Below are 23741 nucleotides of genomic sequence, written 5' to 3' on the forward strand. Positions count from 1 at the left end.
GAGTTGCTTCCATAAAAGGTCTACCCCCTTGTATGCACAGCGAGTGCACAGCCGAACGGTTAGGAAAACCGTTACGGCCATATCAAAGGTGTTACATCCTCTAAATATTTGGAGCACCAAGAATGCCATAGCAAATCGGCGGGAAGCTACATGCCATAATAAGCGCTGGAACACGAAGCGCGAGATGGTCTCACGCTGGGGTTCAAGTGGAATCGAACCACGCTTCAGAAAAATGCAGCATCCTCTGACTTGGGTGACCTAACTATAGCATTGAAGTAAACGGGTTGCTCTGAATAACAAATATGCTAAGAAAACTTTTACTGAGCTCATCGTTTCAACGCGTACCACCACTACAGATTACTTCATCATGACTAATAAATCATTCACCGATCCTCAATGGGTAAGCATCTTCGAACAAGCAGGCTATCCAGACTTCGACTCATGGTGGCAAGCTGAAGGTGAGCTTGTGGAAGAAGGTAATTTTAGAGGGAAAGACAAAACCGTCAGCTGGAGCAACGTCCACCGGATCACTCTCAACAGCGGTGAGATCGTCTACCTCAAACGGCAACAAAATCACTTCCCAACTAACACGCTGTTAAGGCTTCTAAAAATTCCCACCTTCGCCATCGAATGGAGAAATTACCAAAAACTTCAATCCGCGGGAATCCCTACCATGCGTATCCTCCAGTTCGCTAACCGTAAACACGAAGGGGACCGCCAGTGCCTAATCGTATCAAAAAATCTAACTGGGATGAGCGAACTCAATAATCTAGTCGAATGGTACGATCAACACGGTTGGCCACCACGCGCTCAACGCCGAGCAATCCTCCGCTCCATTCTCGATCTTGTAAAAAAAGCTCACCAAGCCGGTATTATTCATAATGCCCTTTATGGTCGACATATCTATCTCAACATTCCCTTCGTTGACGGAACGCCAGTCATCCCCACTGAGATCAATTCCTGCTTTATTGACCTCGAGCGCGCTAAGTATCCTGGAAAAAGATCTATCAAGTTCATCAGTCGAGACCTCAAAGTCCTCTATTGGAATTCCCTTAAGTGGTCGAATTCCGACATAATGTGGTTCTTCAAACAATACCTAGGAATCACCAAACTCACGCCAGATGCCAAACAAAAGGCCAAGCTTATCATCGGGTCTCCGAAAATTAAATAAAATCATCCCCCCTTCATCAGCTCAAATGAGAAAGCGCGGATATCTATGCGTTTCATAAGCTGAAAGCACTAGATTAGACGTCATTAAGAACTATTCTAATATTGGGAATAGCCAGTAAATCTGAGCTTAGATACGTGATCATAGTTTATATGCACCTGAGCATAATCTGGTTGATCACTGGTGGATTATCATTCACTACACGCCGCAGATATCACCCCAGTAACTAGTGAATGGAAACTGTACACTTACTCTTTAGCTCTCCCCTATTCTGCCTCTTTTCTACGCTTTCCTTGGGCTTAATCCTAGGAAACATTCGGATAGGGAGTTTTCGGCTTGGTTCAGCAGCGGTGCTTTTCATTGCCCTGATTGTCGGCCATTTCGGATACGTCTTTCCCACGGGAGTTGGCAGCATTGGTTTAGTTCTCTTTATCTACAGCGTCGGCATTGCTGCGGGAGGTCGCTTTTTCTCAGCGCTAAGAAAAGAAGGCCTGCGTCCAGTCATCTTAGCTCTAGTGACCATGGGCAGCGGTGGTCTCATCATTTATTTAGGTCAGCAAGCACTGGGCCTACCTAAAGACATCGCCATTGGCATCTATGCGGGAGCCATGTCTAGCGCTCCGGCGCTCGCGGCAGGAGCCGAAGCCCTAGGCGAAGCTCAAGGTATTGTTGTGGGTTATGGTCTTGCCTACCCCTTAGGAATCGTTGGGATCATCTTGTTCGTTCAAGTGATTCCAAAATTACTCTTCAGCGAAAAAATCGAGCAAGAAGTCGCTGAAAGCCAAGTCGAAGAAGAAGTCCTGCAGAATATCCTCGTTGAAATCTGTAACCCCACTGTCATCGGGAAAAACATCGCCGACTTTGGCTCCAAACACCTTCATGGTTGTCAGATCGCACGAAGGCTAGAAGGCCAAATCCTCCACCCCTTGGCCTATGAAGACTCCTTCCACGAAGGCCAACACATTCTCATGGTTGGTCGCGCAGAAGATCTAGAGATTGCCATAGAACTGCTCGGCAAACGTAGCGAGCGGCGCTTCATCCGTGACATCGAACAAGAGCGAAAAACGCTCCAGATCCACAATAAGGATTTCTGCGGAAAAACCATCAGAGAGCTCCAACCACTGAAAAACTACGGAGTGCTGATTACTCGGATCACTCGGTACGGATTGACCTTCGTTCCAGAACGAGAAGAGCCGCTGGAAATTCGAGATAACATCAGAGTGATTGGGAGGCCCGATGCTATTAAAAAATTCGCCGATGCGATCATGCACCAGAGTGGCAAAAAAGAAGGTACCGAAATCCTCTCCATCAGCCTAGGAATCACCCTTGGCATCTTTCTAGGAATGATTCCATTTTCCCTTCCTGGCACAGAGTCCATCACTCTAGGCCTAGCTGGCGGCCCACTCATCGTAGCTCTCCTGTTTGGCCATTTTGGACATATCGGTAGCTTAGAGACACACATTCCCAGAGAACCTCGATTACTTCTCCAGAATCTAGGGCTCGTCTTCTTCATCTCGGCAGCAGGAGTCAAGGGTGGGGCAGCATTCTTAGAAACATTCCAGCAATACGGAATCGCCCTCGTTTTACTAGGATTACTCATCACCTTAGGCTCTATGGTGGCAACGATTATCGTGGCAGCCTACTTCATGAAAATGTCACCTCTGAGCGCGCTAGGAGCCCTTTGCGGTAGCATGACTTCCACCCCCGGCTTAGGAGCGCTGACGAGCAAATTCTCCTCACAAACTCCACTGATCAACTACGCCACCATCTACCCTGTAGCACTCATCATCATCACCATTACCATTAAAGTCTTAGTGGGCATGTTTTAGACCGGGAAATACCAACACAAAAAACACGATGCAGAGCATACTAAAACGATGTCGTCTATTCCTCATCTTCCAAGACCCGCATCGCTAACTTTGCTCCCATGAGCTTGAGATCTACTCTCCAGTTTTCGCCACTCACCCTCCAGAGGTTCTCTCCAGTCTTCGTTACACTACGAACCTGAGCTCCGTCGGCTTGTAGGTAAGGTTCGTAAACTGCAACGAATGGCTGACTGTTGGCTTCCCCCTTTTGGCGCACGAGCAGAGTAGGGCATGCCATCGCTTGGATGGTCTTACTATAGTTACGCGCAGCCCTATTTGGCGGAGCCTCTACCTTAAATAGAGTTCTCCCTTTTTCACCTAACATCCAAAGATCCATGGCCACTTTCTCGTTACCGACTTCCAACGGAAAGGTAGCGCGAACAGTTTCGGCAGTGGCTAAGGACTGCTCATTCTTAAAGTAGTTATAGCCCTCCATATTCCCCTTCTTCTGGGTCAGTTCCATGCTTTCCGAAAACTCAATCGACTCTCCAGAGACATCAGTAACGTGGATGCTCTGAGCCATCCCGTGGTAGAACCAGTCGTGGTATTCATCTTGACTGGATTGCTGCAATTTCGAGGAGAAAACATCAAAGTAGAATGCTGTCGTAGCGTTCACTCTCACAAGAGCTAGGGTGCGTTGTTGTTGAGCTTCTGGACGTGTTAATTCGAAACTCGAAGTGAGATAGGTCAAATGGGGATTCTCTGGCTCCTTCCCAAATGCGGGCTCGACCACTTCAATTTTTTGCCTGATCCCCTTATCATCTTTGGGATTATAACTGGCATCACCCATCGGGATGACCGTGTTGTGGGCTGGCATCTGCAAGTAGTATCTCCGGTGATCAGGCTGCCAGTAACTGCTACCTCTGCCAGGATCCACTCCCAGCACATGACCTGCTCCGTAGAGCTCCACAGCCAATCCATTGGCATGCATGTGCCCACCTCTGGAGCCAAACATAGCCGCAGAAAGCGCGCGTTTAGGATCACCACTCGGCGACCTATTTTCTAACATCACTATATCGAGAGGCTCAGCAAAATAGGTCGGGCTGCGTTCTAACACCTCATTCTCAGCAACAGGAAGTTCCGCTGCATACCGGGTGATCTCTAGCACACCATCGAGTCGGTTTCTATCATATGCGCTCGCCTCTAGTTCCTGCTGGATAATGGCAGCCATCTCTTGCGCGAGCTCTATTTTCTTTTCTTTAATCGCCCAAGAAAGCAACATTTCCGCCCCGCGGGTCATCACCCGCTTATAGCTCGTATCGCCCACTGCATTCGACCAGCCATTTGGATGAAGCAGCTTGGTCTGTGCCAGCATCGCCTTCTGCACCACCGGTGTTTCAAGCGCTGCTCGTCCTTGCGGGTCATTTGCAAGCAGACAGGCAAACTCGATGATGTTCGCCGTGGTATCAAAACCATAGCCTGAAGCTTCAGGCCATATCCCTGTCTTGAGATCAAAGCCTTCCCCAATCACATCAATTAATCCCTTCTGGCGGGGCAGGTCTGCATTGAGAACGATATCAACATAGTATTGGCGACCTCGCCCATCGCTATACTGCGCGTCATCTTGTAGTGCTAGACCTGCGTAGGCGATGCTTCGCGCTTGGTGAAGATTCCAATTCCCCTCACGGCCACCGCCATCGATAATCCGGTCCACCATGCGCTTGAGACACTGCTCTATCACCGCTCCATCCACGTCTTCGCGCTCTGCTATGTAGTGAAATAGAAAATCATAAGTGAGCCCAGCGTGATTCACTAGGTTATCGTGAATCACCTCGAATGATGTCGACCCGATGATCCGCATAGACCCTTCATTTTCATCAGCGACTAGAGGTGGTTTGGTATACTGAAAGCCCTCCATATAGGTCCAAAGAATATCAGTCGCAAACTTGGCGTAGCGCTCCTCACCTGTGACCCAGTAAACGAAGGCTGCATCTTGCGCCAAGCTCATGATCCCCGCGTTGCGGTTCTCAATATTATGACCTGTTAGAGCAGGCTCGACCCACTCACCCTTGCCCGTCTTACTATTACGCATCCAGATCAGACCATTCTTGTCATTAAACGGCTTGGCCTGTTCGAGGTTAAAGCGGCTGTAGTCGCTCTTCCAATCACGCGCACCCGTGAAGCGCGGTGTTGGCACTGGCGCAGAACCTTTCCCGCCCACCGTCCGCGACCCTTTGGTGATCGCTTGCGTGTAGCCGGTTTCCCAGTTCATGAACATGCGAGAGGTCATCCACTTAGGATCTTCATCTACCTTACTCACGTAAGAATCGACTTTAGCCTTAACCTTACGAAACGCATTTCCAGTCCACTCGACGGAATCAATTTTTTGCAACAATGCGCCGCGTTCGTCAGGGCTCACAAGCACCCGTGGGTGGGTAAGCTCATTCATACTACCATTCTTTTCAGAAAAAGCAGATAGAGGAAGGAGCCCGATAAGAAATACGAACGGTCGAAGTTTCATGAAAATTTAAAAGTGAGAGAGGTATTTGAAGAACCAAGCCAATAGAAATGGAACTCATTCATATATAAACTCTGTCTACCTCTCATCTCTTTCTGAATTTCTCACATTTACACTTCAGTCTTCAGTGAAAACGAAGACGACCCAGCCTCTTCAGCCTGGTATTCATAATGAAATTTTTGCGAATGACTATAACTCTGGCCGCTTCGTGGAGGTTGGCCTTTCTAGTATCATCTATGAGAACAACCAAAAAAACATGAACATGCTGTTAGACATATTTTCACTAGCTAATCAAATGCTAGCCGAGCAATCACATCCGGATGGAGAAACCACGCCAGCAAAACACGAAGGCTGGCTCGTGCGCCGGTCAGACCCTAAAATGAATTAACTCGGACCGAGCTCACTACCGTACAGCTAAATAGCTACTACTTCGGAATCTCGTTCAACGTATAGTAGCTGTTAGGATGCCAAAGTGGATTGCCTTTTTCAGAGCGTAAAGCCGAGCAATCAAGATGGTGCACATGCCCTTTCGTGAGCTTATCAAGCACGACACGCACGCTCTTCTTGTCCTTCGCTACTTCTACAGAAACAACCTTCGGCGTCACTTTATCCACCTCTGGGCTACCATAGGTTTTCTGATAGATATAGGTCCACGCAGTAGCTTTGTAGTTTTCTACATCAGCGGCGATGTCGGCATCCAGAGCCTCGGTAAATGTGAATGTGAAGCCGTCTTTCTCAGCTTCCATCGTTAACATGGAAAATGGTGTCACACCCTTCCAGCGCACGCGCTCCAAGCTGAAGTTCTTGGGCCCGATCGATGCCCAACCTCGGTTCGTCCCACCCACAAACAGCGTACCATCATCAGCCAAACGCATGGGTACGATACCGCAATCAAAGCCGTCTAAAAATTTCCAGACAGCCCCTTGATAAATGCCATTTACTTGTTCTAAATAAGCACGCTGCACCTGAGAATGCGTCTGTTCACCTACTAGTAATTGATTCTTAAATGGGCCAAACTTGCCATCAGTTTTGTCAGTAATCAAAGCAGTCGGTGACTGGCCTACTTTACCATGTGGAATTTGAACCGCCGGCGGAACATATTCTGGAATACGCTCAGCCTCAGTCACTATCCGTGAACCTGAAACTGGATCCTCTGGACGAGGTCCCATGTGTGGAGCGTCTTTGTAAAAAATGTTCCCAGTTGGGTTACCTGTAAAGCTCCCTGGCTTGAGGTGCTTGATGCACGATGTCCCATTCCAGTTCCCTTGGTTATCTGTATAAAAAGCATCACCTTCTACGTTAAAGCCTATGCCTCCTGGTGAGCGAATCCCTGAACACACTTCCGTTGACCCACCTTCTGGAGTCACTCTCTGAGCCCATCCGCACCACTGTGAGTTCGCTTTTGATGAACCAGTGAGACAGTGAACTATCCATACATCGCCATTCTTGTCTGGAGTGGAACCGAAGGAAAACTCATGATAGTCACCATTGATCCCCCAATTGTTTGACAGCACTTGGTATTCATCGAAACGTCCATCTCCATCGTTGTCACGGAGACGCCCATAGGCATCACGATCCGTAATATGGAGCCAGCCATCCTTGAAAAACATTCCTAATGGCTCGTGTGCACCAGAGAATGCCTTTTGCCACTGTACCTTTGTTAGATCATCATCGTAAGCTCCCTTACAGGTCCAGATCTCCCCTCGGCGCGTTCCTACGGCAATCACCTTGTCTGGCATCAACGCGATGGAACCAAGCTCTAGCACCTCACCTTTTGGAAGTGGTATCACCTCACGCTGATAGTACTTGTCTTGCTCAGAGTTTTGCTCCGGCAGCTTATCTTTCTTTTTAACCTGTGCAGAAGCCGGCACAGCGACGAGAACTGCCGCGCAAACCAATGTGTGTAATGTCTTTAGTGCCATGTGTAATTTAAAGTAAATGTGTTCGTCCCCTTCTTAAGAGGAAGGTTGGTGTAGAATCCCGACGGCCCTTTGCTAATTGCCTGAGCTGATTCAATTTTTAGTTTCTTATCAACTAACAGTGTATTCTTACCCTCAGGAGCTCCTGAGTTCGCAAGTAGTACTGTAAAATAACCCTCATCCTGAGATTCGATCTTCAAATGACGCTTCATGCCTGTTTTACTAGGAACGACCTTTTCAAAAACCACCTCATCGCCCACGCGATATTGAAAAGTCGGGAATCTCTTGGAGTCCAAGGTATACCCCAAATACTGCAACTCTGGCTGCTTTTTCCAGTCAATATCCGCAGCCAGGCCGCTGCGATATGGTAGTTGCTTAGTGAGGCTGATAACATCTTTCGAAAGTGGGCTTTCGGAGCCTTGCCCGCGCCCTGTCCAGTGGCGCCCTCCACTGATAAACTTCCCACCCCAGAGAAGCTCTGGAGCACAATTCTCTGTACTAAACGCGATGTTTACACCGCCGGGATATCCCACTCCTATTGCTCTGGAAGTCGTTCCAGCGATGAAGTTATTGTACATTACCGCTTCTTCATTTGATGGCGTCAAATCAATCACTGGAGCTTTCACCTTCTTCCGCCTTCCTTTGGGCTTGTCCGTCAGCAACTGCTTACCCGAAACTCCCGGCCCAAAAAATTTCAATTGGACACTAGCTGCACCATCCAGCTGAAAATACTCTAGCTTGATCGGGTTTGCCCCTTTCTTGAGATTTATTTTGGCGATTTTCCATTCACCTTTCGCCTCAGAAAGATCCGATTCTAAAAGCTCCTCACCAGCCACACTTAAGCGCGCTCCATCATCCACGAGGATTTCAAAACCGTAATCCGCAGTCTCAGGCACCATGATCTCCCCCTGCCACACCACACCGAACTCTTGTTTTTTAGCAACATTACGAAGACTGAATAAACCATAATGCTCCTCTTCGACAGCATCTGGCTCTAGTTGACTAAAATCAGGTAAGGCCTCCCACTTCCCGTGGTACACTTCCATGATCACATCCTTCAGTACCTTCGCCTGTTTCGGAAAAGGATAGGCTTTCAGCAGTTCACCCGCGGTCCACGGCTTGGCTCTGGATTCACTTTTTTTACGAGCGTTGACTACCTGCTTGGTCGTCACTCCCGCTTCTTTATTGCCGAAATTACTCCGAACATGACTCAGCACAGCGGCAATCTGCTCATCATTCAATGCCCCCTGTGGAGGCATGGCTAAGTTATATACTTTCCCATCAACTTCCACTGGACCTTCCAGCCCGTGTAATAAGATTTGAATCGCCCGCTCAGCAGAACCCACGAGCCAATCACTCTGCGCTAGTGGAGGAAAAGTGCCGTTTCCTGCGCCCTCACCATTTTCACCATGACAGGCAATACAGAACTGCTGGTATACTTGTTGCCCGCTCTCAGCTGCAGAGGCTGGATACGCCAGCAGAACTCCGCACGCTGCTATTGCGCGATTAAAAACCAATTTCATGGTTATACTTACCACGAAATCCTGCGATATATTGCGCAAAATCGTCAGACTGAAGCAACATAAAGCGCACCCTCCTAACCATCACGGCTCAAAAACCAACCACCAACGCCTGTATTCACAACAAATAGAGCAACTTACAGCCTAACTTTAGCAGCTTGCTTCGCCATCAACTTCTTTTGATAGCGACCTTGGATAATATCCACGGCTACAAGTACTCCGATCACAAAATAGAATGTCGCCTTAGACATCGCTTCGACATGGTGACCGAAGAAGGAAAGGTGTGCCTTATGGCCACCTTCTGAAATCAGTAGAATACCTACAATGAAGAGAATGAAGAGCCCAAGAACTTCATACATCCTATTTTTCTGGAGGAAGGACGAAACCTTGTCCGCCATCCAGATCATCAAGATTCCGCTAAATATAATAGCAGTGATCATGATCCAGGCGACTTCCGTAATCGCCATTGCCCCGAGAATAGAATCAAAGGAAAACACCGCATTCATCACGACAATCATGGTGATCGCTTTCGCCACTGAAGTCTTCTTAGCGTCACTTCCATGGCCTTCCTCCAGCGTCACCATGTGCAACACCTCCTTGATCGCTGTGTAAATGATGAATGCTCCACCAAAGAGGGTAATGATCTCACTGAACCCAAAGGAACCAGAAACTGCATAAGTATCTACCTTAAACCATGGCGCGGTGAGCTTCTCCATAAGAAACATCAGCACGAATAAAAGAACGATGCGAAGAACAATCGCTAAACCAATCCCCCAGGTTCTTACCATTTTTTGCTTCTCCTCAGGTACGCGCTTAGACTCGATAGAAATGTAGAGCAAGTTATCAAAACCTAAAACGGCCTGAAGCATTATAAGCATGAGAAGAGTGAGAATGTTCGGTAGGATTTCAGCCATAATTAATGAGGTAAGTAAAAGTTCGATATTCTAGCTAATTGATTTAGGTTTATTACTTAGAATTGCAACACACAACTCACCGTGCACGTCCTCATCTCCAGCTCCTACCCCCTCACTAGTCCTAAAGGCAACTCCATCACAGCAAAACGGATCGCAACTCTGTTAACCTCTGTAGGCCATACCGCTGAAGCTATTCACACGGACATGCCTCCCAGTGCCGATGTCATGATTTCTCTGCATGCCACAAAAACTCTGACAACAAGTAAACGTTTCAAAGTCTGCAGTCCTGATAGCAAACTCATCATCTACCTAACCGGAACGGATCTGTACAAAGAACTCCCCGCGGGGAACCCAGAGTTCTTCGAAGCCCTCGAACTGGCCGACCATCTCGTGGTATCGCAGCAAGCCTCGCTCAACTCCGTCCCCACCAAATACCTGCATAAGACTAGCTTCGTTCCAGCCAGCGTTCTCCTTCCAGAAGAACAAACCGTCTCGACCCCACCGAGCAATAGTATCATACTCCCAGCTCACCTGCGTCCGGTAAAAAACCCATTCCTCATTAACAAAGCCATCCAGCTCCTACCGGATCTCGACATGCACGCCTTCACACTCGGTGCTGCGCTCGAACCAGAAATGGCACAACAAGCGATACTCTGGCAACAATCTGACCCACGTTTCAAATGGCTAGATAATGTCCCCTATCCAGAAAACCTCAGCTGGATGCGCCAAGCTGACTACACGCTGAACAGCTCACACTGCGAAGGCGGCTCCAATGCTGTCTCGGAATCGATCGTACTCGGCACTCCAGTCCTCGCCAGCCGTATCGAAGGTAATATCGGTCTCCTCGAAGACGATTACCTCGGCTACTTCGAAACGGACAACGCCCAGAGTCTCGCCACGCTGCTGCGTCGCACCTTCACTGACACTAGTTTTCAAAAGAAACTCCATGCCCAAACCCTCGCGCTTCAACAGAAGTTCCTCCCGAGCAAGGAACTCGACGGTTGGCAGCAGTTCCTAAAAAGCTAAATCCGTGTTTTCGGGTGATCATGCTTTGACAATGCGCAGCGATTCCGCAATGACTTTCCCATGTACGAAATTAGCGGGAAAATCAAAGTCATTGAAGACACTCAATCCTTCAACTCTGGCTTCACAAAGCGTGAGTTCGTCGTCACTACTAACGACGCCAAATACCCACAGGATATCAAATTTGAAATAGTCAAAGATAAGTGTACCTTGCTCGACAACTTCGCTCTAGGCCAAGACGTCAGCGTCAACTTCGACATCCGTGGTAACGAGTATAATGGCCGTTACTATGTGAACCTCAACTGCTGGAAAATCCAAGCAGCTGGCGCTCAGTCAGGTCAGCAAGCTGCGCCACAAAACGAGCCGAAATTCGACAATCCATTTGGCAACCAACAAGAGCCAAGTGCAGCGGATCTCCGCTCCGACCTCGACGACGGTGACGACATCCCATTTTAGGGAACTCACCACAGTTTGAGTCAAAAAACATTTAAACACTCAACTCTGAACTCTCCTTCCATTGCAGTCATCGGCGGTGGTCCCGCGGGACTACGCGCTGCTGAGGTGGCTGCTGAGGCGGGAGCATCAGTCACACTTTACGAGGCGAAGCGCTCGGTGGGGCGCAAGTTTTTAGTCGCTGGAAAAAGCGGCCTCAATCTCACCAATGGTGAGACTTTCCCACAGTTCCTCGACTATTACGAAGGATCTGAAAACCTCCCTGACTTCTTCTATCAAGCGCTCAAGGATTTTGATAATAACGCGCTCCGCGCTTGGGCGGCCGAATTAGGAATTGAAACCTACGTCGCCAGTTCCAATAAAGTATTCCCCATCGGAATGAAAGCAGCGCCATTGCTGCGCCGGTGGATTGAAAAACTCCGCCGCTTGGGCGTTACCTTTAAAGTACGCCACCAACTAACAGGCATCACTGAAGGGACCCCGCACACTCTCCACTTTTTACACGATGACCACCAAATCAGCGCTCAGCATGATTCTGTCATCCTCGCTCTAGGAGGAGCGTCATGGCCGAACACTGGCTCAGACAGGAAATGGGTGAACTTGTTAGAGCGCATCGGGCTATCTATCACTCCACTCAGCTCAGCTAATTGCGGTTGGGAAGTCGATTGGCCTACAGCAGTCTTAGACGCAGCCGAAGGCCTACCACTAAAAAACATGACCGTCCACGCAGGTGATCGATCTCGCCAAGGTGAACTCGTCATTACCCGCTATGGACTCGAAGGCGGACCGATCTATCGGCTCGGTCCAGCTATTAGGAAACAGGCAGAGCCACATGTCACGCTCGACCTCAAACCCACTTTTACCAAAGAACAACTGGTCAAGAAAATGGAGTCCGTGAAACGTAATTTCCTCCATGAAGCCAAACTTCGCTGGAAGCTCAGCCCTGCAGCTCTCGCAATCATAGAGCATCTCCACGGCCCATTTGATAATACTGAGACACTTGCCCAATGTGTAAAGCAGTGTCGTATCCCCCTCACTCAACCACGACCTATCGATGAAGCCATTTCCTCAGCTGGAGGAGTTCAGTGGGGAAATATTTCGGAAGGATTCGAGTTAAATCAGCACCCTAACATCCACCTTGTCGGCGAAATGTTAGACTGGGAAGCTCCCACTGGAGGCTTCCTATTACAAGCCGCTTTCGCTACTGGATCGGCAGCTGCAAACTACGCAACTCGTTATAAGTAAAGAAAATGATAGCCTATACCCCTAATTAGGGGTACACTGTAATCATACATTTATTTAAAACCCTTTTCTCCCCCCGAAACCCTCTCGACTAAGAGGTCAACCCTACTCAGCTCTGAGGAACATTTCTCCCAGGCTAGATCCAAATACCACCTACCTAATACAGGCTAAGGTGGCTCTAGTTTCATCCCAGTTCACCGATAACAAATCGGATAACAATGGTTTTAAGAACCTTCAGTAATTTAGCTATTTCATACCAGCCCATGCATTGAATTACTCTTTATTTTCATAGGCCCTTCAGCCTTATAATAAATAGCTAGCTTAGCGTAGAGCATCCCCCCCGCACCTCGCTAAGCTAGCCCCCCCCAATTAGGGGAATCGACAAATCGGCCCCATAGAGGAATGATCTTTATCAGTGATGCAGAAAGTTCTGCTTTACGAGGAGACCCTCTCCCACTCGTGTGTGTCGTTTTTTAAGGTGGCGAGAGAGGATCTCTTTTAACAATAAACCCTAGGGATGTGTTATGCCACGAACTAACAATAAACACTCATCCCCCCATGGCGAGAAGCTTCAGCACTCAGATTTGGAGTCGAAGAGATATCTGTATTTGACCTACGGAGAACGTATAACTCAACGAAGCACCCCCACACAAGTCAGCCAGACAGGCCTTCTTACAGTCTCGGCCTCACTACTCGTTTTCAGCCTATTCCTCTTTCTGTACGCGATCTAAAACAGGAATAATACCACTCTGCGATTCAAGAGAGACTAATGCTGGAGTGATTTCCTGGTCAATCAAGGCGTGACGAAGGAGCGGTGCGAGCACCGTGACTGAGGAATAACGCAGATTCAACAGGATAGCGCCCAGCCTTCACTTCTTCCGCAACGCGCTATTCCCCAATCTTCAGTAAAATCACATTTGTATCTTTTGGAACTCAGTTTGGTATAACTATCCTAACAAATCACGCATGTCGGCTTCGCTGAGGCCGCTCATCATCGGTTGTGATTCATCCCCAATCGCCGCGCCTATGAGTCCGCGCTTCTTATCCTGCAGTTTGAGAATTTTCTCTTCTACCGTTCCACGGGCGATCAACTTGTAGACGCTCACTGGCTTAGTCTGGCCAATTCGGTAAGCTCGATCAGTCGCCTGCGCCTCAACTGCTGGGTTCCACCATGGATCAAAATGGACCACCGTATCAGCGGCAGTAAGATTCAGACCATAACCACCCGCCTTTAGGGAAATCAAAAAGGTGTCAGGACCATTCGGTTCTTGGAACTTCCGTACTTCTCCTGCGCGGTCTCTTGTAGATCCATCAAGATAGCTGAAGCTTATTTCTTCTTTCTCTAGCGTTTCACGGATAATGCCAAGCATCTTGGTGAATTGGCTAAATACTAGAACTCTATGGCCACCACGCTTCGCTTCTTTCAGTAAGTCCACCAGCATCTCAAGCTTGGAGGAGAGCATAGCCAGCTCCTGCTCTTTGATCTGATCACTACCTAGGAGACGAAGATCACAGCTCGCCTGACGTAGACGCAACAGCACAGTAAGCATTTGCATCCGCGCACGCCCACCTTCCAGCTCGTCCACCTTAGTGACACCTTGGCGGAGGATTTCTTGATATGCCTCTTTTTGCAGCTTCGAGGGATCGCACCAGAGTATCTGCTCTAGCTTCTGCGGTAGATCCTTCGCCACTTCAGCCTTAGTTCTGCGGATCATAAATGGCTCTATCCGTAAGCGCAGTCTACGCAATGCGTTTGGATCTGGCTGAGTGCCAGCCAGCGCTTGCTCATAGCGGCTTTTAAAATCTTCACGTGACCCCAAATATCCTGGGAGCAGGAACGCATAGAGTGACCATAAATCCAGCACAGCATTCTCCACCGGTGTACCTGAAAGCGCCACACGTGCATCTGCCGTGAGTTTACGCACAGCCTTTGCTGATTGAGTATCCGGATTACGAATAATACTGGCTTCATCTAACACCAGGAGATTGAGTTCACATCTTTGGTATTGCTCCAGATCACGGGCAACCAGCGCGTAACTGGTGATCAATAGATCGTACTCATCTAACTTAGAAAAGTGCTCCTTCCTCTGAGGGCCATGCATTATCTTCACCTTCAAATCAGGTGTCCACTTCGCAGCTTCATCCGCCCAGTTTCCTAACAATGATGTAGGGCAAACAACCAACGACGGCTTCCCTCTATGTTGGCGAAGACTGAGAACGGATAAAGTCTGAAGCGTCTTACCGAGACCCATGTCATCAGCTAACAGTGCAGCATTTTCGTTCTCACAGCGCTCATAGAGCCATGCGATGCCCTCCTCCTGATAACCTCGTAGTGCTTTAGAAATCCCTGGGGGAAGCTTCTCTAAAATCTTTTGATCAGCGGCTTCATGGGTAACACCTTGGTAGTAGTCACGAATGCGCTTCAGGTAAGCGCCCTGGCTCTTTGCCACATAAAACTTCCCAGATTCCTGGCGTGGATCGGTGTCGCGCAGCACGGTTTCTACCATCTCGGCATCGAACTTAGACATCACCACCTGCTTGCCGTTCTTAGTCGTCGCGGAGCGTCGACCTGAAGCTAACATTTTCTGAATTGCTTCACGTGGGATATCTTTTCCACTATCGGTTTGGAAACCGTAATCAAATGCTAGCCAGTCTTCACCACTCCCCTGCACCTCCATATTAGGCCGTACTCGGACCAGATTCCCCTTGATAGAGCTAAGCTTACCACCGGTCTTAATTTCCCAGAGGTTTTCTAGTTCTGGCATAGCATCTGTCAGGAAATCAATCACCGCGTCATCACCAGTGAGTTCCCATTCGCCCTTTGCCCCTGTGATCTGAAAACCGTAACGCATCAAAATACCTGCAGCATTGTCCTCGGCATCGCGATTACGTTCGATCCAATGCCCTTCACTAGCAGGGTCTTCCACAGGAAAATGCACCTCCTCAGCGCCAAATAGCCCCAGAGTTATATTCACACCTCTAGCGTAACTTGCCTGGAGTTTTGCTCGGAGCTTCTCGATAGAGCCTTCCAGCTCTAGCACAAATTTCGGCTGACCTTCTTTGACTGGGATCTGTTCAAGCACTGTATCGTCATCCCAGAGTGCAAATTTCTGCCAAGCAGCCATCTCTGTGAGAAGTGACTTCATGGGCACAAACACCGAACTCCCAGACGCTATGCGCAGCCATTGTCGCTCATTCAGAACGGACGACACGTCAATCGCCACCAGCACTTTTTGATTCGTATCCCAGAGCCACAGATCACCCTCTGCATACCAGAGGTTTCCATGTTCCAGCACTGACTTACAAATAGATAACTCTACACGGTCATCATCTAGAGCAATGTGCATAGGAACTCGCACGCCACTCATCCCAATGTTCACTTTTTGCTCCTCAGCGAACACTGCTGGGTGACCATCGAGTACTTTCAAAAACTCCAGAGCTTGCTTCCCTTTGAGCCCAAGCATCGGCGCTATTTTCCCACCGGTGAAAACCTCCAACCACTGGGCCAGCTTCAAGTCTCCAGCGAGAGCCTCCCCCTCTCGCTCAATAAGCCGAAGTGACAGGCCTCCCTCTGGTAAGCCTTTTGGAAAATGAGGTGGCAGCAGTACTTTCGCTGTTATGATATTTGACGGCACTCGTGCCTGTTCGGAAAAATTACCGCCAACTGGAGAGCGAGCCTTTTCCTGAGATGCACCGTGGATCACTCCTAACATCACAGCTACCGCATGCGCACAGATCTCTCCAGTACGTCTGCAGGCTAGCTTGGGGCACACTGTGTCGATGTCCGTATCGGAATGCACACGCACAGTGATGCGTGTCGGTTTTCCTCCTCCGGTGATCTCCCCATTGATGAGACCTTCGTTTTGTTGCGCCTTCGTGACGACTCCACGGGCATAGATTTCCTTCCCCGCCTTCATCGCTTTCCAGCCCGCTACCTTGCGGATCCAATTTTCGTCGATCTTCATCTTCTTTTCTCTTCCGTGTCTGCCCCCTTTTATGCAAGTCTCCACACGTACTGCAACGTAAACCACGCAGTTATTTATTCATCACTATGATTGTAGTCGCTATAGCCAACCAAAAAGGCGGAGTTGGAAAAACAACCACTGCCATTTCACTTTCTGCTGCACTTGCAGAACGCGGGCAGCGCGTGCTCTTACTCGACCTCGATCCTCAGGCAAATGCAACCTCAGGCCTCGGAATAGAACCCGACAGCGAGGGCTCCATGTATTACCCGCTCATCGGCGAAGCCAGAGTGAAGGATAAGATTATTCCAACACGTATTCAGAACCTCTCCATCGTTCCATCAGGTATGGATCTTGCTGGTGTCGAAATCGAACTCGCACGCAGCGATGACCACCTCACCCGCCTTCGTAAACTACTCCATAAGAAGAAGCTAGATAAGGATTTCGACTTCTGCATCCTCGACACACCTCCATCACTCGGCGTACTGATGACTACCTCACTCGCAGCAGCGGATGAAGTGATTATCCCGCTCCAGTGTGAGTGGTTTGGTCTCGAAGGACTTGCCAAAATCGTTCACGTGATTGAACAAATTCGTGAATCTGGCGCCGCACCGGACCTCACTATCGAGGGTATTCTCATGACGATGTTCGACGGCCGCACAAACTTGTCCCGCCAAGTTGTCGAGGAGGTCTCTAACTACTTCGCTGAGCAACTCTATCAGAGTGTCATACCGCGCACTATTCGCATCGGCGAAGCTCCATCCCACGGCATGACCATTTTTGAACATGACCCTAATGGTACTGGCGCTAGAGCCTACCGTGCTGCAGCAGAAGAATTCCTCATTCGCCATTCTATCGCAGGCCCAGAAATAGCCTAGGAAAAGAAATTCTTGCAATCATCGCTGGGGCTTACTACACCCTCCCTCGTCAAGGGCTGTGGAGTCTCAGCAAGTGAATCCCGCCAGGCCTTAATCGGAGCAACGGTAATTTGTCTGTGATTGCCGCAGTCCCTTGGCACTTTTTTTCGCTACTCTTGGGTAGTAAAGTAATTACGGCTTAAAAACGACTTTCGCCATCGCGTCAGTTCTCTTGCTCACTGGCCATTCCATTCCCTCTTTTGGCCAGCCTACGTAGAGAAGTCCGAGGCATTTATCTCCTTCTTCTAAGTTCAAAAATCCAGCAAATGATTCGCCGTAGGTGACTGCCGGGGATGACCAGAAAACGCCAAGTCCCACAGCACTCGCCGCTAGGTGTAAATTCTGAACAGCGCAAGCTACTGCTTCCACTTCCTCAATCTCTGGCACTTTCCCTTTAGGATCACGCTTCATCACTAAGGCGACGACCGAGTTGGCTAGAAATGGATTCTTACCCATTTTCTCAAACTTCTCTGGGCGGAACTCGCTCTCAGCAGTTTCAGCCTTATAGGCACTCTGTAGAGCCTTCGCTACTTCACTACGTGAATCACCAGAGTACACCGTAAATCTCCACGGCTCTGTTAATCCGTGGGTTGGAGCCCAGTTCGCAGCTTCGAACAAGCTATGCCAAAGATCTAGTGAGATTTCACGATCCGCATCCATCAACGCTGGTTTGATACTGCGACGCTTCGCAATAAGTTTCGAAATTTCTTCCATCTGCATGCCGCGCACGCTGCCCGCTTCAGCTGAAAAGTTCAACGCCTATTTCAGCGGCAAGCTTGAGAATATCCTCTTTGATGAAGCCGTGTGAACCTTCGTGTTCAATGTCGGGACGGCTTATTTTTTAGCATAACGTAAAGCACACCAATCACTGAACTCTCAGCGCGCTTTGGTTTTGGGTTGATGTTTGAATTTTCATAAAGGTTCGACTCTCGGCGGTAAAGGCATTGGGTGCAGCATCTTGTTGGCTAAGTCAGTTTTTTAGAAGGAATGTGTCTTTAGATGGACTGTAAACGAAAATCAGCTTGTCTCTTGCTATGTCAAAATCATCTCCGTTAATTTCGTATATGTATTCATTGTTCTTTTGAATAAGGTCAGCATCTTTATTTCGGAGACTTTGGAGGACTTTAAGTAGCGGGTCTCTCTTCTGCTCAATGAAAAATGTGATCAGTTCTTGGTTAATAGGAAAATCGCCCTCCATTTCATCTGGAATAGCATATGTTTGAATGAACTCTTTGATTTTTTGAGGACTTCCATCTTCTAGAGTATCGACCATTTCAGCTATCTGCTTATTCAGAGACTGCTGATTATTGTCCGCATAAAGTGCCATAGATAAACCTAGAGTGATGACGAATAGTAGTAGTTTCATTGTGTATATTTTCTAGCTAACGTAAAGCACACCAATCACCGAACTCTCAGCGCGCTTTGTTTTTGGGTTAATGTGTGAATTTTGAAAATGGTTCGCGTCTCGGCGGTGAGGGGATTGGGTGCAGCGTCTTGTTCTGCAGAGCTAGTTTCTTTCATCATGCTGGCAACACAAACTAAGTGTTATAGATCGATTAGAAATACTTTGGAATATGGATTAAGAAAATATAGCTTCAACTATCCAAATTACACTTAGACCGAAACTGGTAAGAATACATATATTGGGTATAATCTTTCTGAATAAAAATCTCAGAAAGCTGGCCGGGTTCATTTTTCCCGAAGCGAACTCAGTAAGCATACCTAGGACGAGAAACCCTATTATGACTAGAGTTTTTTCCATATACATCATTACGGTCTAACTAGTTTGTGATGTTTCAGATTATCGGTTATTTAGCAGAACGCAGAGGACTGGCTCGCCGTTAGGCATTGTCCAGATCCGTCTGGATAGATCGTTCCCTTAGGATACCGATGAACTCGTCACGGTTCACTGGTGAAATCAAAACGGATCCCGCATCAGATTCAATCCTGATTCTTTTTAGAGACATCGCTGGTGCACTGATCGGACAAGACGATAGCTCAACTTCTCTGATTCCCTTATATTCAATTTTCTTTTTTAGGATACCCGATCTCACTAGTAGATGATCATCGTGAAGCGTATAGTGGCATGGCAAAAATAGTGCAATGATTCCTGCAACCGCTATAGCGCTAACGATAGTCCAAGTTCCGGCGCTCAATGAAAATGTAAGGAAGTAAAACCCGAGTCCAAAACATACTAGAGGACAGGCGATCAGGATTGCTCCAAGCCACCAATCCACCGCTGATCTGTATCTATTCATTTCTTTCATATATCGTAAAGCACACCTATCTCTGACTGAGAGCCGCCGTTGATACTTGGTTAAGGGTTATAATTATCATAACAATTTGGGTTGAAACGGCGTGGTCAGAGATTGGGTGATGCGTCTTGTTAGGTTTATTCCTTATTTTTCGTGTCTAAAGCCCACTTTAGTCGTTTTTCAACAATATGAGGTTTCCAATCAGGATCAGTACGTTTGATGTCTCTTAACATCTGTATCGCCTTGTTAAGGTTAGCTTCGCTCTCAGCTGGGTCTCCCTCTTCAGCAGATTGGCAATAGAGCCAAGCTTCAAAAAAGTGTGTTGCTGGATCAACCTTAATCTTAGCTAGCGGCATATTATTTAGCCTATGTTTATCACGCTCTTTCTTCAGATCCTTAATTTTTTCATCTAGTTCTAATAGTACGATATCAATCTCCAAGCTTCTGATTTCTATCTTCTTACTTCTATGTTCTTTTCTTAAATCCTCGACATCTTTATTTGCTCTAAGACCATTTGTACTTATTGAAAAAATAAGTAAGGTAATTGTGATTATATGTTTCATATTATTGCCTAACGTCAAATATCACCCACTATCTGGAGGCGCACTTTGATTCTGGGTTAAAGGTTATAGTAGTCATAAAAAATTAGATTCTAGGCGGATAGTGGGCGGGTGTGCATCCGCTTGTTAGCTATTCGTTGAGTCAGAGTAAAGTATCCCATAGGCCACTAAGTCTTCGAACTTCCCCCATCGTGATGAATGCTCTCTCAATAGCCCTTCCTTTAACATTCCAAGCTTCTGCATAACTCTGCCAGATGCTGGATTTCGAGCTAAATGATATGCCGTGATCTTATTAATCTTAAGAGTTTCAAAGCTGTAGTCAATGAGACTCTCTGAGGCTTCTGTGCAATATCCATTATTCCAGTATGGAAATCCTATCCAATAACCTAAATCCGCTCTGCTAGATGCTTTATTAATTGTGACTCCTACTGCTCCGAGTAGGCAAGCGTCTGATCTTCGAGTTATAGCAAACGTAATTACATCTCCTGAGGAGAAGCCCGGAGCGTGTGTATCTATCCATGCTTCGGCGACACCGTATTCGTAAGGGTGTGGAACATGAAGTGTTGTATCTGCTATAGCTCGATCACCTGCAAGACTCTGCACGTCTTTTGCATCTGATGCTCTAAATGGTCGCAAAAGTAAACGCTCAGTTGTTAGTGTAGGCTGATTCATTTTTTAGCTAATCGGTGAGCTCTAGCGCGGCGCGTTAGCGACGTTGTCCAGAAGCGAATGGTTAGATGTTTTTGATGACGAGTGTTGTTGGGGTGGCTCCTTGGAATTGAATCTCTACCTTATCCCATTTTACAGGCATATAGGGTTGGACTAAAATAAAAACCTGAATTCCAGCTTCTTCATCTTCTGCAATTCCAGCATTATTTGCATGCGTGAGTCCACTTCCGCTGACTCTGTATCCATCAACTAAAACATTCGCAGTGGTATAAACTTGTTTCTCTACCGGCGTGTCCGGTAACCATTTGCAAAGTAACCTTAACGCCAAAGACACTTGTTCATTGGATCGACCTTCTTCTTGAATTAACCAGCCATGGACCTCGAATTCCGCACCAGATCGAGAGACGATTTTTTGCGGGGAGTCAAAATAATTATACACCTTTGACTGCACGCCATATGCATCATTTGGATTTTCAGTTTTCGAACAACTGCAAGCAATCGTTGCCAACGCTATGAATGCATAAAGTCTTAGTGTGTTCATTTTCTTATCGTGGAGCACTATCGCGACTGTAGCGCGCAGCGCGAAAGGAGTTGATAGCTGCGTCTTGATCTACGCTTCATTTTGGTTTGGATACTACTATTTTGTAGGAGCCATCACGGAGGCCTAATCGATATGTCGTTCCGTCGACGCCTGACTTATCATTCGTCATATCGTATTTGATTATCATTTCCTTTATGACAGGCAGACTCGTGGTGTAATCAACGCCTTCATATTCGAACTCAAATACGGCATCCTCTGCTGGGGCGGAAAATGAAATCGCTTCGATTTTTTTCGTCCTGTCTTCTTTCAGGCTTTGAATAATCATATCTCTGAAAAGCTTCGGAGTGCTACGCGAGAATTCGACTAGCTGCTCCATCGCTTCATCGCTCGTTGAGACTGCCTTGGTGAATGACTCTTCAAATGCTTTTTCTTTTTCACCTGCAAAGCACGCTGTCGCTAACAAGATAAGGGTGGGTATGATGATTCTGAATTTCATTTTTTTGTAGATCGTAAAGCACACCAATCACCGAACTCTCAGCGTACTTTGTTTTTGGGTTAATGTTTGGAGATTGAAAATGGTTCGCGTCTCGACGGTGAGGGGATTGGGTGCAGCGTCTTGTTCTGCAAGGCTATTTTGAGGCCATAGGAAGATGAGCTGGTTCTAATTCTGAAATTGCTCTTGGCGCGTTTCTTATCAGATCAAAGTTATCTTGTTGGAACTGGAGGTGATGAAGGGGTGTTTGGTCGCTTAAAGTAGTACAGAGCCCTGTTGACTTCTCCTTCAATTGGTAGGATGGAAATTAGTTCCCATTTTTGTTTACCTAATGCTGTGAGGTTCTGGTTGATGTCATCTGTTGTTAGACTTTTGCCGTCTTTGTTAACAGTCGCTTGACCTGTGCTGAGAATGACGACTTTGTATTCCCAAGTTACTTTATTCTTCTCAGATGCATTGGCGTGAGATGAATAGAGAAACGTTATTGTTATTAATGTGAGTAGGGTTTTCATATTTAGCAGAACAGTGTTTATTAGTTCACGCACAAGTGATATTCGCTTTGGCATGGGCGGGTCGACCTTTGATGCGTGAATTGGGTTTCATACCTTGCTGTATAAAGATTCAGAATCGCCCTGTCGATGTTCAAAACCCTACTATCTTCAATTCAGATATACTTATTTTTAAAGTAACTGAAGATTTTGATATGCATCCTAATTATCTTTTCGTATATCAAATAATCAGCATTTCCTTCTATTTCAGAAAAACGAATCTCCTACTTCCTTCTTGATGTTCATTCTCATGATGGATTCAAGCATTACCATTTCAGGCAACTGGAGAGAGGATCTCGTCGATAAAACAATGGTCGCCTACTCCACCCAAAAACAGGACCTAAATGCCCTAGTATTCTTTTTCCGAGAAGTATGTGATTATGAAGAAATCAGCGTCTTCAGCCTTCTCATTGAGACTGATTGATTCTGAAACAGAAACTCCCATAATGCATTATAACGAGCACACTCTCATTCCTACCGCCTACGAAAAATAGATCTAAAAATCAGACAAACACTTGCATAACACGCTCTGATTGCTAATCAAAAAGACTAATGAAACCACTTCTCAAAACAGCTTTCGCTCTGATCAGTGGCTTTCTACTTATTTTCATAGTGCTACATACCTCTGGTTTACTCACCCAAGAGGACATTGTCCAAATAGTCAAAGATTCCCAACAATGGCCAAAACTCTGGGTCGCTCTCATTATCATTGGCCTACTCACTTCTGACATCCTCATCCCAGTCCCTGGAATTGTCGTAGTAAGTCTCGCAGGGTTTTTGTTAGGACCATTCTGGGGAGCCTTTTGTGGAGCTGTGGGACTCACCCTTGCCGGAGTTTGCGGCTACACTCTCTGCCGAATCTATGGTTATCGCATGTTACATAAGATCTATAAGGACGAAGATACTCTCCAAGACATGCGTGAGACATTTCACCGGCACAGTGTCATGGTGCTCTTACTTTCTAGAGCTGCCCCCATGTTCCCTGAAGCGGCGAGCTGCCTAGCCGGCTCCACCCAAATGCCTTTCCTCAAGTTTCTAGCTGCTTTCGCTACAAGCTGCACGATCTACTCTACCATTGTAGCCATAGCGGGTTCTCTCTCTAGCTCGGACGATCTCACGCCTGCCATCATTGCCTATTTCTGTATCATGGCTGTTCTCTGGTCAGGCTGGGCTCTACTCAGTAGGCAAATGAAAGCTAAGAGCTAACCGCCCATAGAAACTCTCACTGCTGCGA

General features: G+C 47.3%; 22 protein-coding genes and 1 other RNA gene. 10 read left to right on the forward strand and 13 right to left on the reverse strand.

Annotation, left to right across the window (positions count from 1 at the left end):
• Window positions 1-367: 367 nt before the first annotated feature.
• Window positions 368-1171 (forward strand): lipopolysaccharide kinase InaA family protein, encoded by an 804-nt coding sequence (locus tag ACSHX2_RS05040; RefSeq protein WP_435691205.1) that lies wholly within the window; start codon window positions 368-370, stop codon window positions 1169-1171.
• A gap of 230 nt (window positions 1172-1401) precedes the next feature.
• Entirely contained in the window at window positions 1402-2997 is a 1596-nt protein-coding gene (locus tag ACSHX2_RS05045) for an aspartate:alanine exchanger family transporter (RefSeq protein ID WP_435691207.1), read from the forward strand.
• A gap of 55 nt (window positions 2998-3052) precedes the next feature.
• Here ACSHX2_RS05045 and ACSHX2_RS05050 read toward each other — a convergent pair whose 3' ends face one another.
• The gene (locus tag ACSHX2_RS05050; protein WP_435691209.1) at window positions 3053-5494 is read right to left on the reverse strand and encodes a heparinase II/III domain-containing protein; all 2442 of its coding nucleotides are present in this window, start codon (window positions 5492-5494) and stop codon (window positions 3053-3055) included.
• Window positions 5495-5618: 124 nt separating this feature from the next.
• Here ACSHX2_RS05050 and ACSHX2_RS05055 point away from each other — a divergent pair, with 124 nt between their 5' ends.
• Window positions 5619-5879 carry a hypothetical protein gene (locus tag ACSHX2_RS05055; protein ID WP_435691211.1) on the forward strand — a complete coding sequence of 87 codons (261 nt, stop codon included), beginning with the start codon at window positions 5619-5621 and terminating at the stop codon, window positions 5877-5879.
• Window positions 5880-5916: 37 nt separating this feature from the next.
• Here ACSHX2_RS05055 and ACSHX2_RS05060 read toward each other — a convergent pair whose 3' ends face one another.
• From ACSHX2_RS05060 to ACSHX2_RS05070, 3 genes are all read right to left on the reverse strand, one after another.
• Window positions 5917-7413, reverse strand: a complete 1497-nt coding sequence (locus ACSHX2_RS05060) for a hypothetical protein (RefSeq protein ID WP_435691213.1) — start codon at window positions 7411-7413, stop codon at window positions 5917-5919.
• Window positions 7404-8933 carry a c-type cytochrome gene (locus tag ACSHX2_RS05065; RefSeq protein ID WP_435691215.1) on the reverse strand — a complete coding sequence of 510 codons (1530 nt, stop codon included), beginning with the start codon at window positions 8931-8933 and terminating at the stop codon, window positions 7404-7406. The genes ACSHX2_RS05060 and ACSHX2_RS05065 overlap by 10 nt, the downstream gene beginning before the upstream one ends.
• Window positions 8934-9067: 134 nt before the next feature.
• Window positions 9068-9844: a TerC family protein gene (locus ACSHX2_RS05070; RefSeq protein WP_435691217.1), complete on the reverse strand. Its 777-nt coding sequence runs from the start codon at window positions 9842-9844 to the stop codon at window positions 9068-9070.
• A gap of 81 nt (window positions 9845-9925) precedes the next feature.
• Between ACSHX2_RS05070 and ACSHX2_RS05075 the strand changes: the two genes are divergently transcribed.
• The 3 genes from ACSHX2_RS05075 to ACSHX2_RS05085 are packed head-to-tail and all read left to right on the forward strand — an operon-like array spanning window position 9926 to window position 12565.
• A complete protein-coding gene (locus ACSHX2_RS05075) occupies window positions 9926-10870 on the forward strand; it encodes a glycosyltransferase (RefSeq protein WP_435691219.1) in 945 nt (314 codons plus the stop codon).
• 60 nt (window positions 10871-10930) lie between these two features.
• Window positions 10931-11323, forward strand: coding sequence for a DUF3127 domain-containing protein (locus tag ACSHX2_RS05080; protein ID WP_435691221.1), 393 nt, complete (start codon window positions 10931-10933; stop codon window positions 11321-11323).
• A gap of 15 nt (window positions 11324-11338) precedes the next feature.
• The gene (locus tag ACSHX2_RS05085; protein WP_435691223.1) at window positions 11339-12565 is read left to right on the forward strand and encodes an NAD(P)/FAD-dependent oxidoreductase; all 1227 of its coding nucleotides are present in this window, start codon (window positions 11339-11341) and stop codon (window positions 12563-12565) included.
• Window positions 12566-13509: 944 nt separating this feature from the next.
• On the opposite strand, the gene ACSHX2_RS05090 is transcribed toward ACSHX2_RS05085, so the two are convergent.
• Window positions 13510-16527, reverse strand: a complete 3018-nt coding sequence (locus tag ACSHX2_RS05090; RefSeq protein WP_435691225.1) for an SNF2-related protein — start codon at window positions 16525-16527, stop codon at window positions 13510-13512.
• Window positions 16528-16613: 86 nt separating this feature from the next.
• Between ACSHX2_RS05090 and ACSHX2_RS05095 the strand changes: the two genes are divergently transcribed.
• Together ACSHX2_RS05095 and ffs are read left to right on the forward strand one after the other, a co-directional pair.
• Window positions 16614-17402 carry a ParA family protein gene (locus tag ACSHX2_RS05095; protein ID WP_435691227.1) on the forward strand — a complete coding sequence of 263 codons (789 nt, stop codon included), beginning with the start codon at window positions 16614-16616 and terminating at the stop codon, window positions 17400-17402.
• A gap of 47 nt (window positions 17403-17449) precedes the next feature.
• Window positions 17450-17544, forward strand: an RNA gene (ffs, locus tag ACSHX2_RS05100) — signal recognition particle sRNA small type.
• A 29-nt stretch (window positions 17545-17573) separates the two neighbouring features.
• Here the strand turns inward: ffs and ACSHX2_RS05105 are convergent.
• The 8 genes from ACSHX2_RS05105 to ACSHX2_RS05140 all read right to left on the reverse strand — a co-directional run bounded on the left by ACSHX2_RS05105 (window position 17574) and on the right by ACSHX2_RS05140 (window position 22471).
• Complete coding sequence (locus ACSHX2_RS05105) at window positions 17574-18197, reverse strand: nitroreductase family protein (RefSeq protein ID WP_435691229.1); 624 nt, start codon at window positions 18195-18197, stop codon at window positions 17574-17576.
• Between the two features lie 214 nt (window positions 18198-18411).
• On the reverse strand, window positions 18412-18807 hold the full coding sequence (locus ACSHX2_RS05110) for a hypothetical protein (RefSeq protein WP_435691231.1): 396 nt from the start codon (window positions 18805-18807) through the stop codon (window positions 18412-18414).
• 475 nt (window positions 18808-19282) lie between these two features.
• Complete coding sequence (locus ACSHX2_RS05115) at window positions 19283-19699, reverse strand: PH domain-containing protein (RefSeq protein ID WP_435691233.1); 417 nt, start codon at window positions 19697-19699, stop codon at window positions 19283-19285.
• A gap of 134 nt (window positions 19700-19833) precedes the next feature.
• Window positions 19834-20259, reverse strand: coding sequence for a hypothetical protein (locus ACSHX2_RS05120; RefSeq protein WP_435691235.1), 426 nt, complete (start codon window positions 20257-20259; stop codon window positions 19834-19836).
• Window positions 20260-20382: 123 nt separating this feature from the next.
• Window positions 20383-20928: a GNAT family N-acetyltransferase gene (locus ACSHX2_RS05125; RefSeq protein ID WP_435691237.1), complete on the reverse strand. Its 546-nt coding sequence runs from the start codon at window positions 20926-20928 to the stop codon at window positions 20383-20385.
• 61 nt (window positions 20929-20989) lie between these two features.
• Window positions 20990-21466, reverse strand: a complete 477-nt coding sequence (locus ACSHX2_RS05130) for a hypothetical protein (protein ID WP_435691239.1) — start codon at window positions 21464-21466, stop codon at window positions 20990-20992.
• A gap of 76 nt (window positions 21467-21542) precedes the next feature.
• Entirely contained in the window at window positions 21543-21962 is a 420-nt protein-coding gene (locus tag ACSHX2_RS05135; RefSeq protein ID WP_435691241.1) for a hypothetical protein, read from the reverse strand.
• Window positions 21963-22171: 209 nt separating this feature from the next.
• Window positions 22172-22471, reverse strand: coding sequence for a DUF4177 domain-containing protein (locus ACSHX2_RS05140; protein WP_435691243.1), 300 nt, complete (start codon window positions 22469-22471; stop codon window positions 22172-22174).
• 271 nt (window positions 22472-22742) lie between these two features.
• On the opposite strand from ACSHX2_RS05140, the gene ACSHX2_RS05145 reads away from it, so the two are divergent.
• Window positions 22743-22931, forward strand: a complete 189-nt coding sequence (locus ACSHX2_RS05145) for a hypothetical protein (protein ID WP_435691245.1) — start codon at window positions 22743-22745, stop codon at window positions 22929-22931.
• A 128-nt stretch (window positions 22932-23059) separates the two neighbouring features.
• Window positions 23060-23713: a TVP38/TMEM64 family protein gene (locus ACSHX2_RS05150; protein WP_435691247.1), complete on the forward strand. Its 654-nt coding sequence runs from the start codon at window positions 23060-23062 to the stop codon at window positions 23711-23713.
• Window positions 23714-23741 lie beyond the last annotated feature (28 nt).

Origin of the sequence: Rubritalea sp., assembly GCF_051252225.1 — a bacterium.
Classification (GTDB): domain Bacteria; phylum Verrucomicrobiota; class Verrucomicrobiia; order Verrucomicrobiales; family Akkermansiaceae; genus Rubritalea.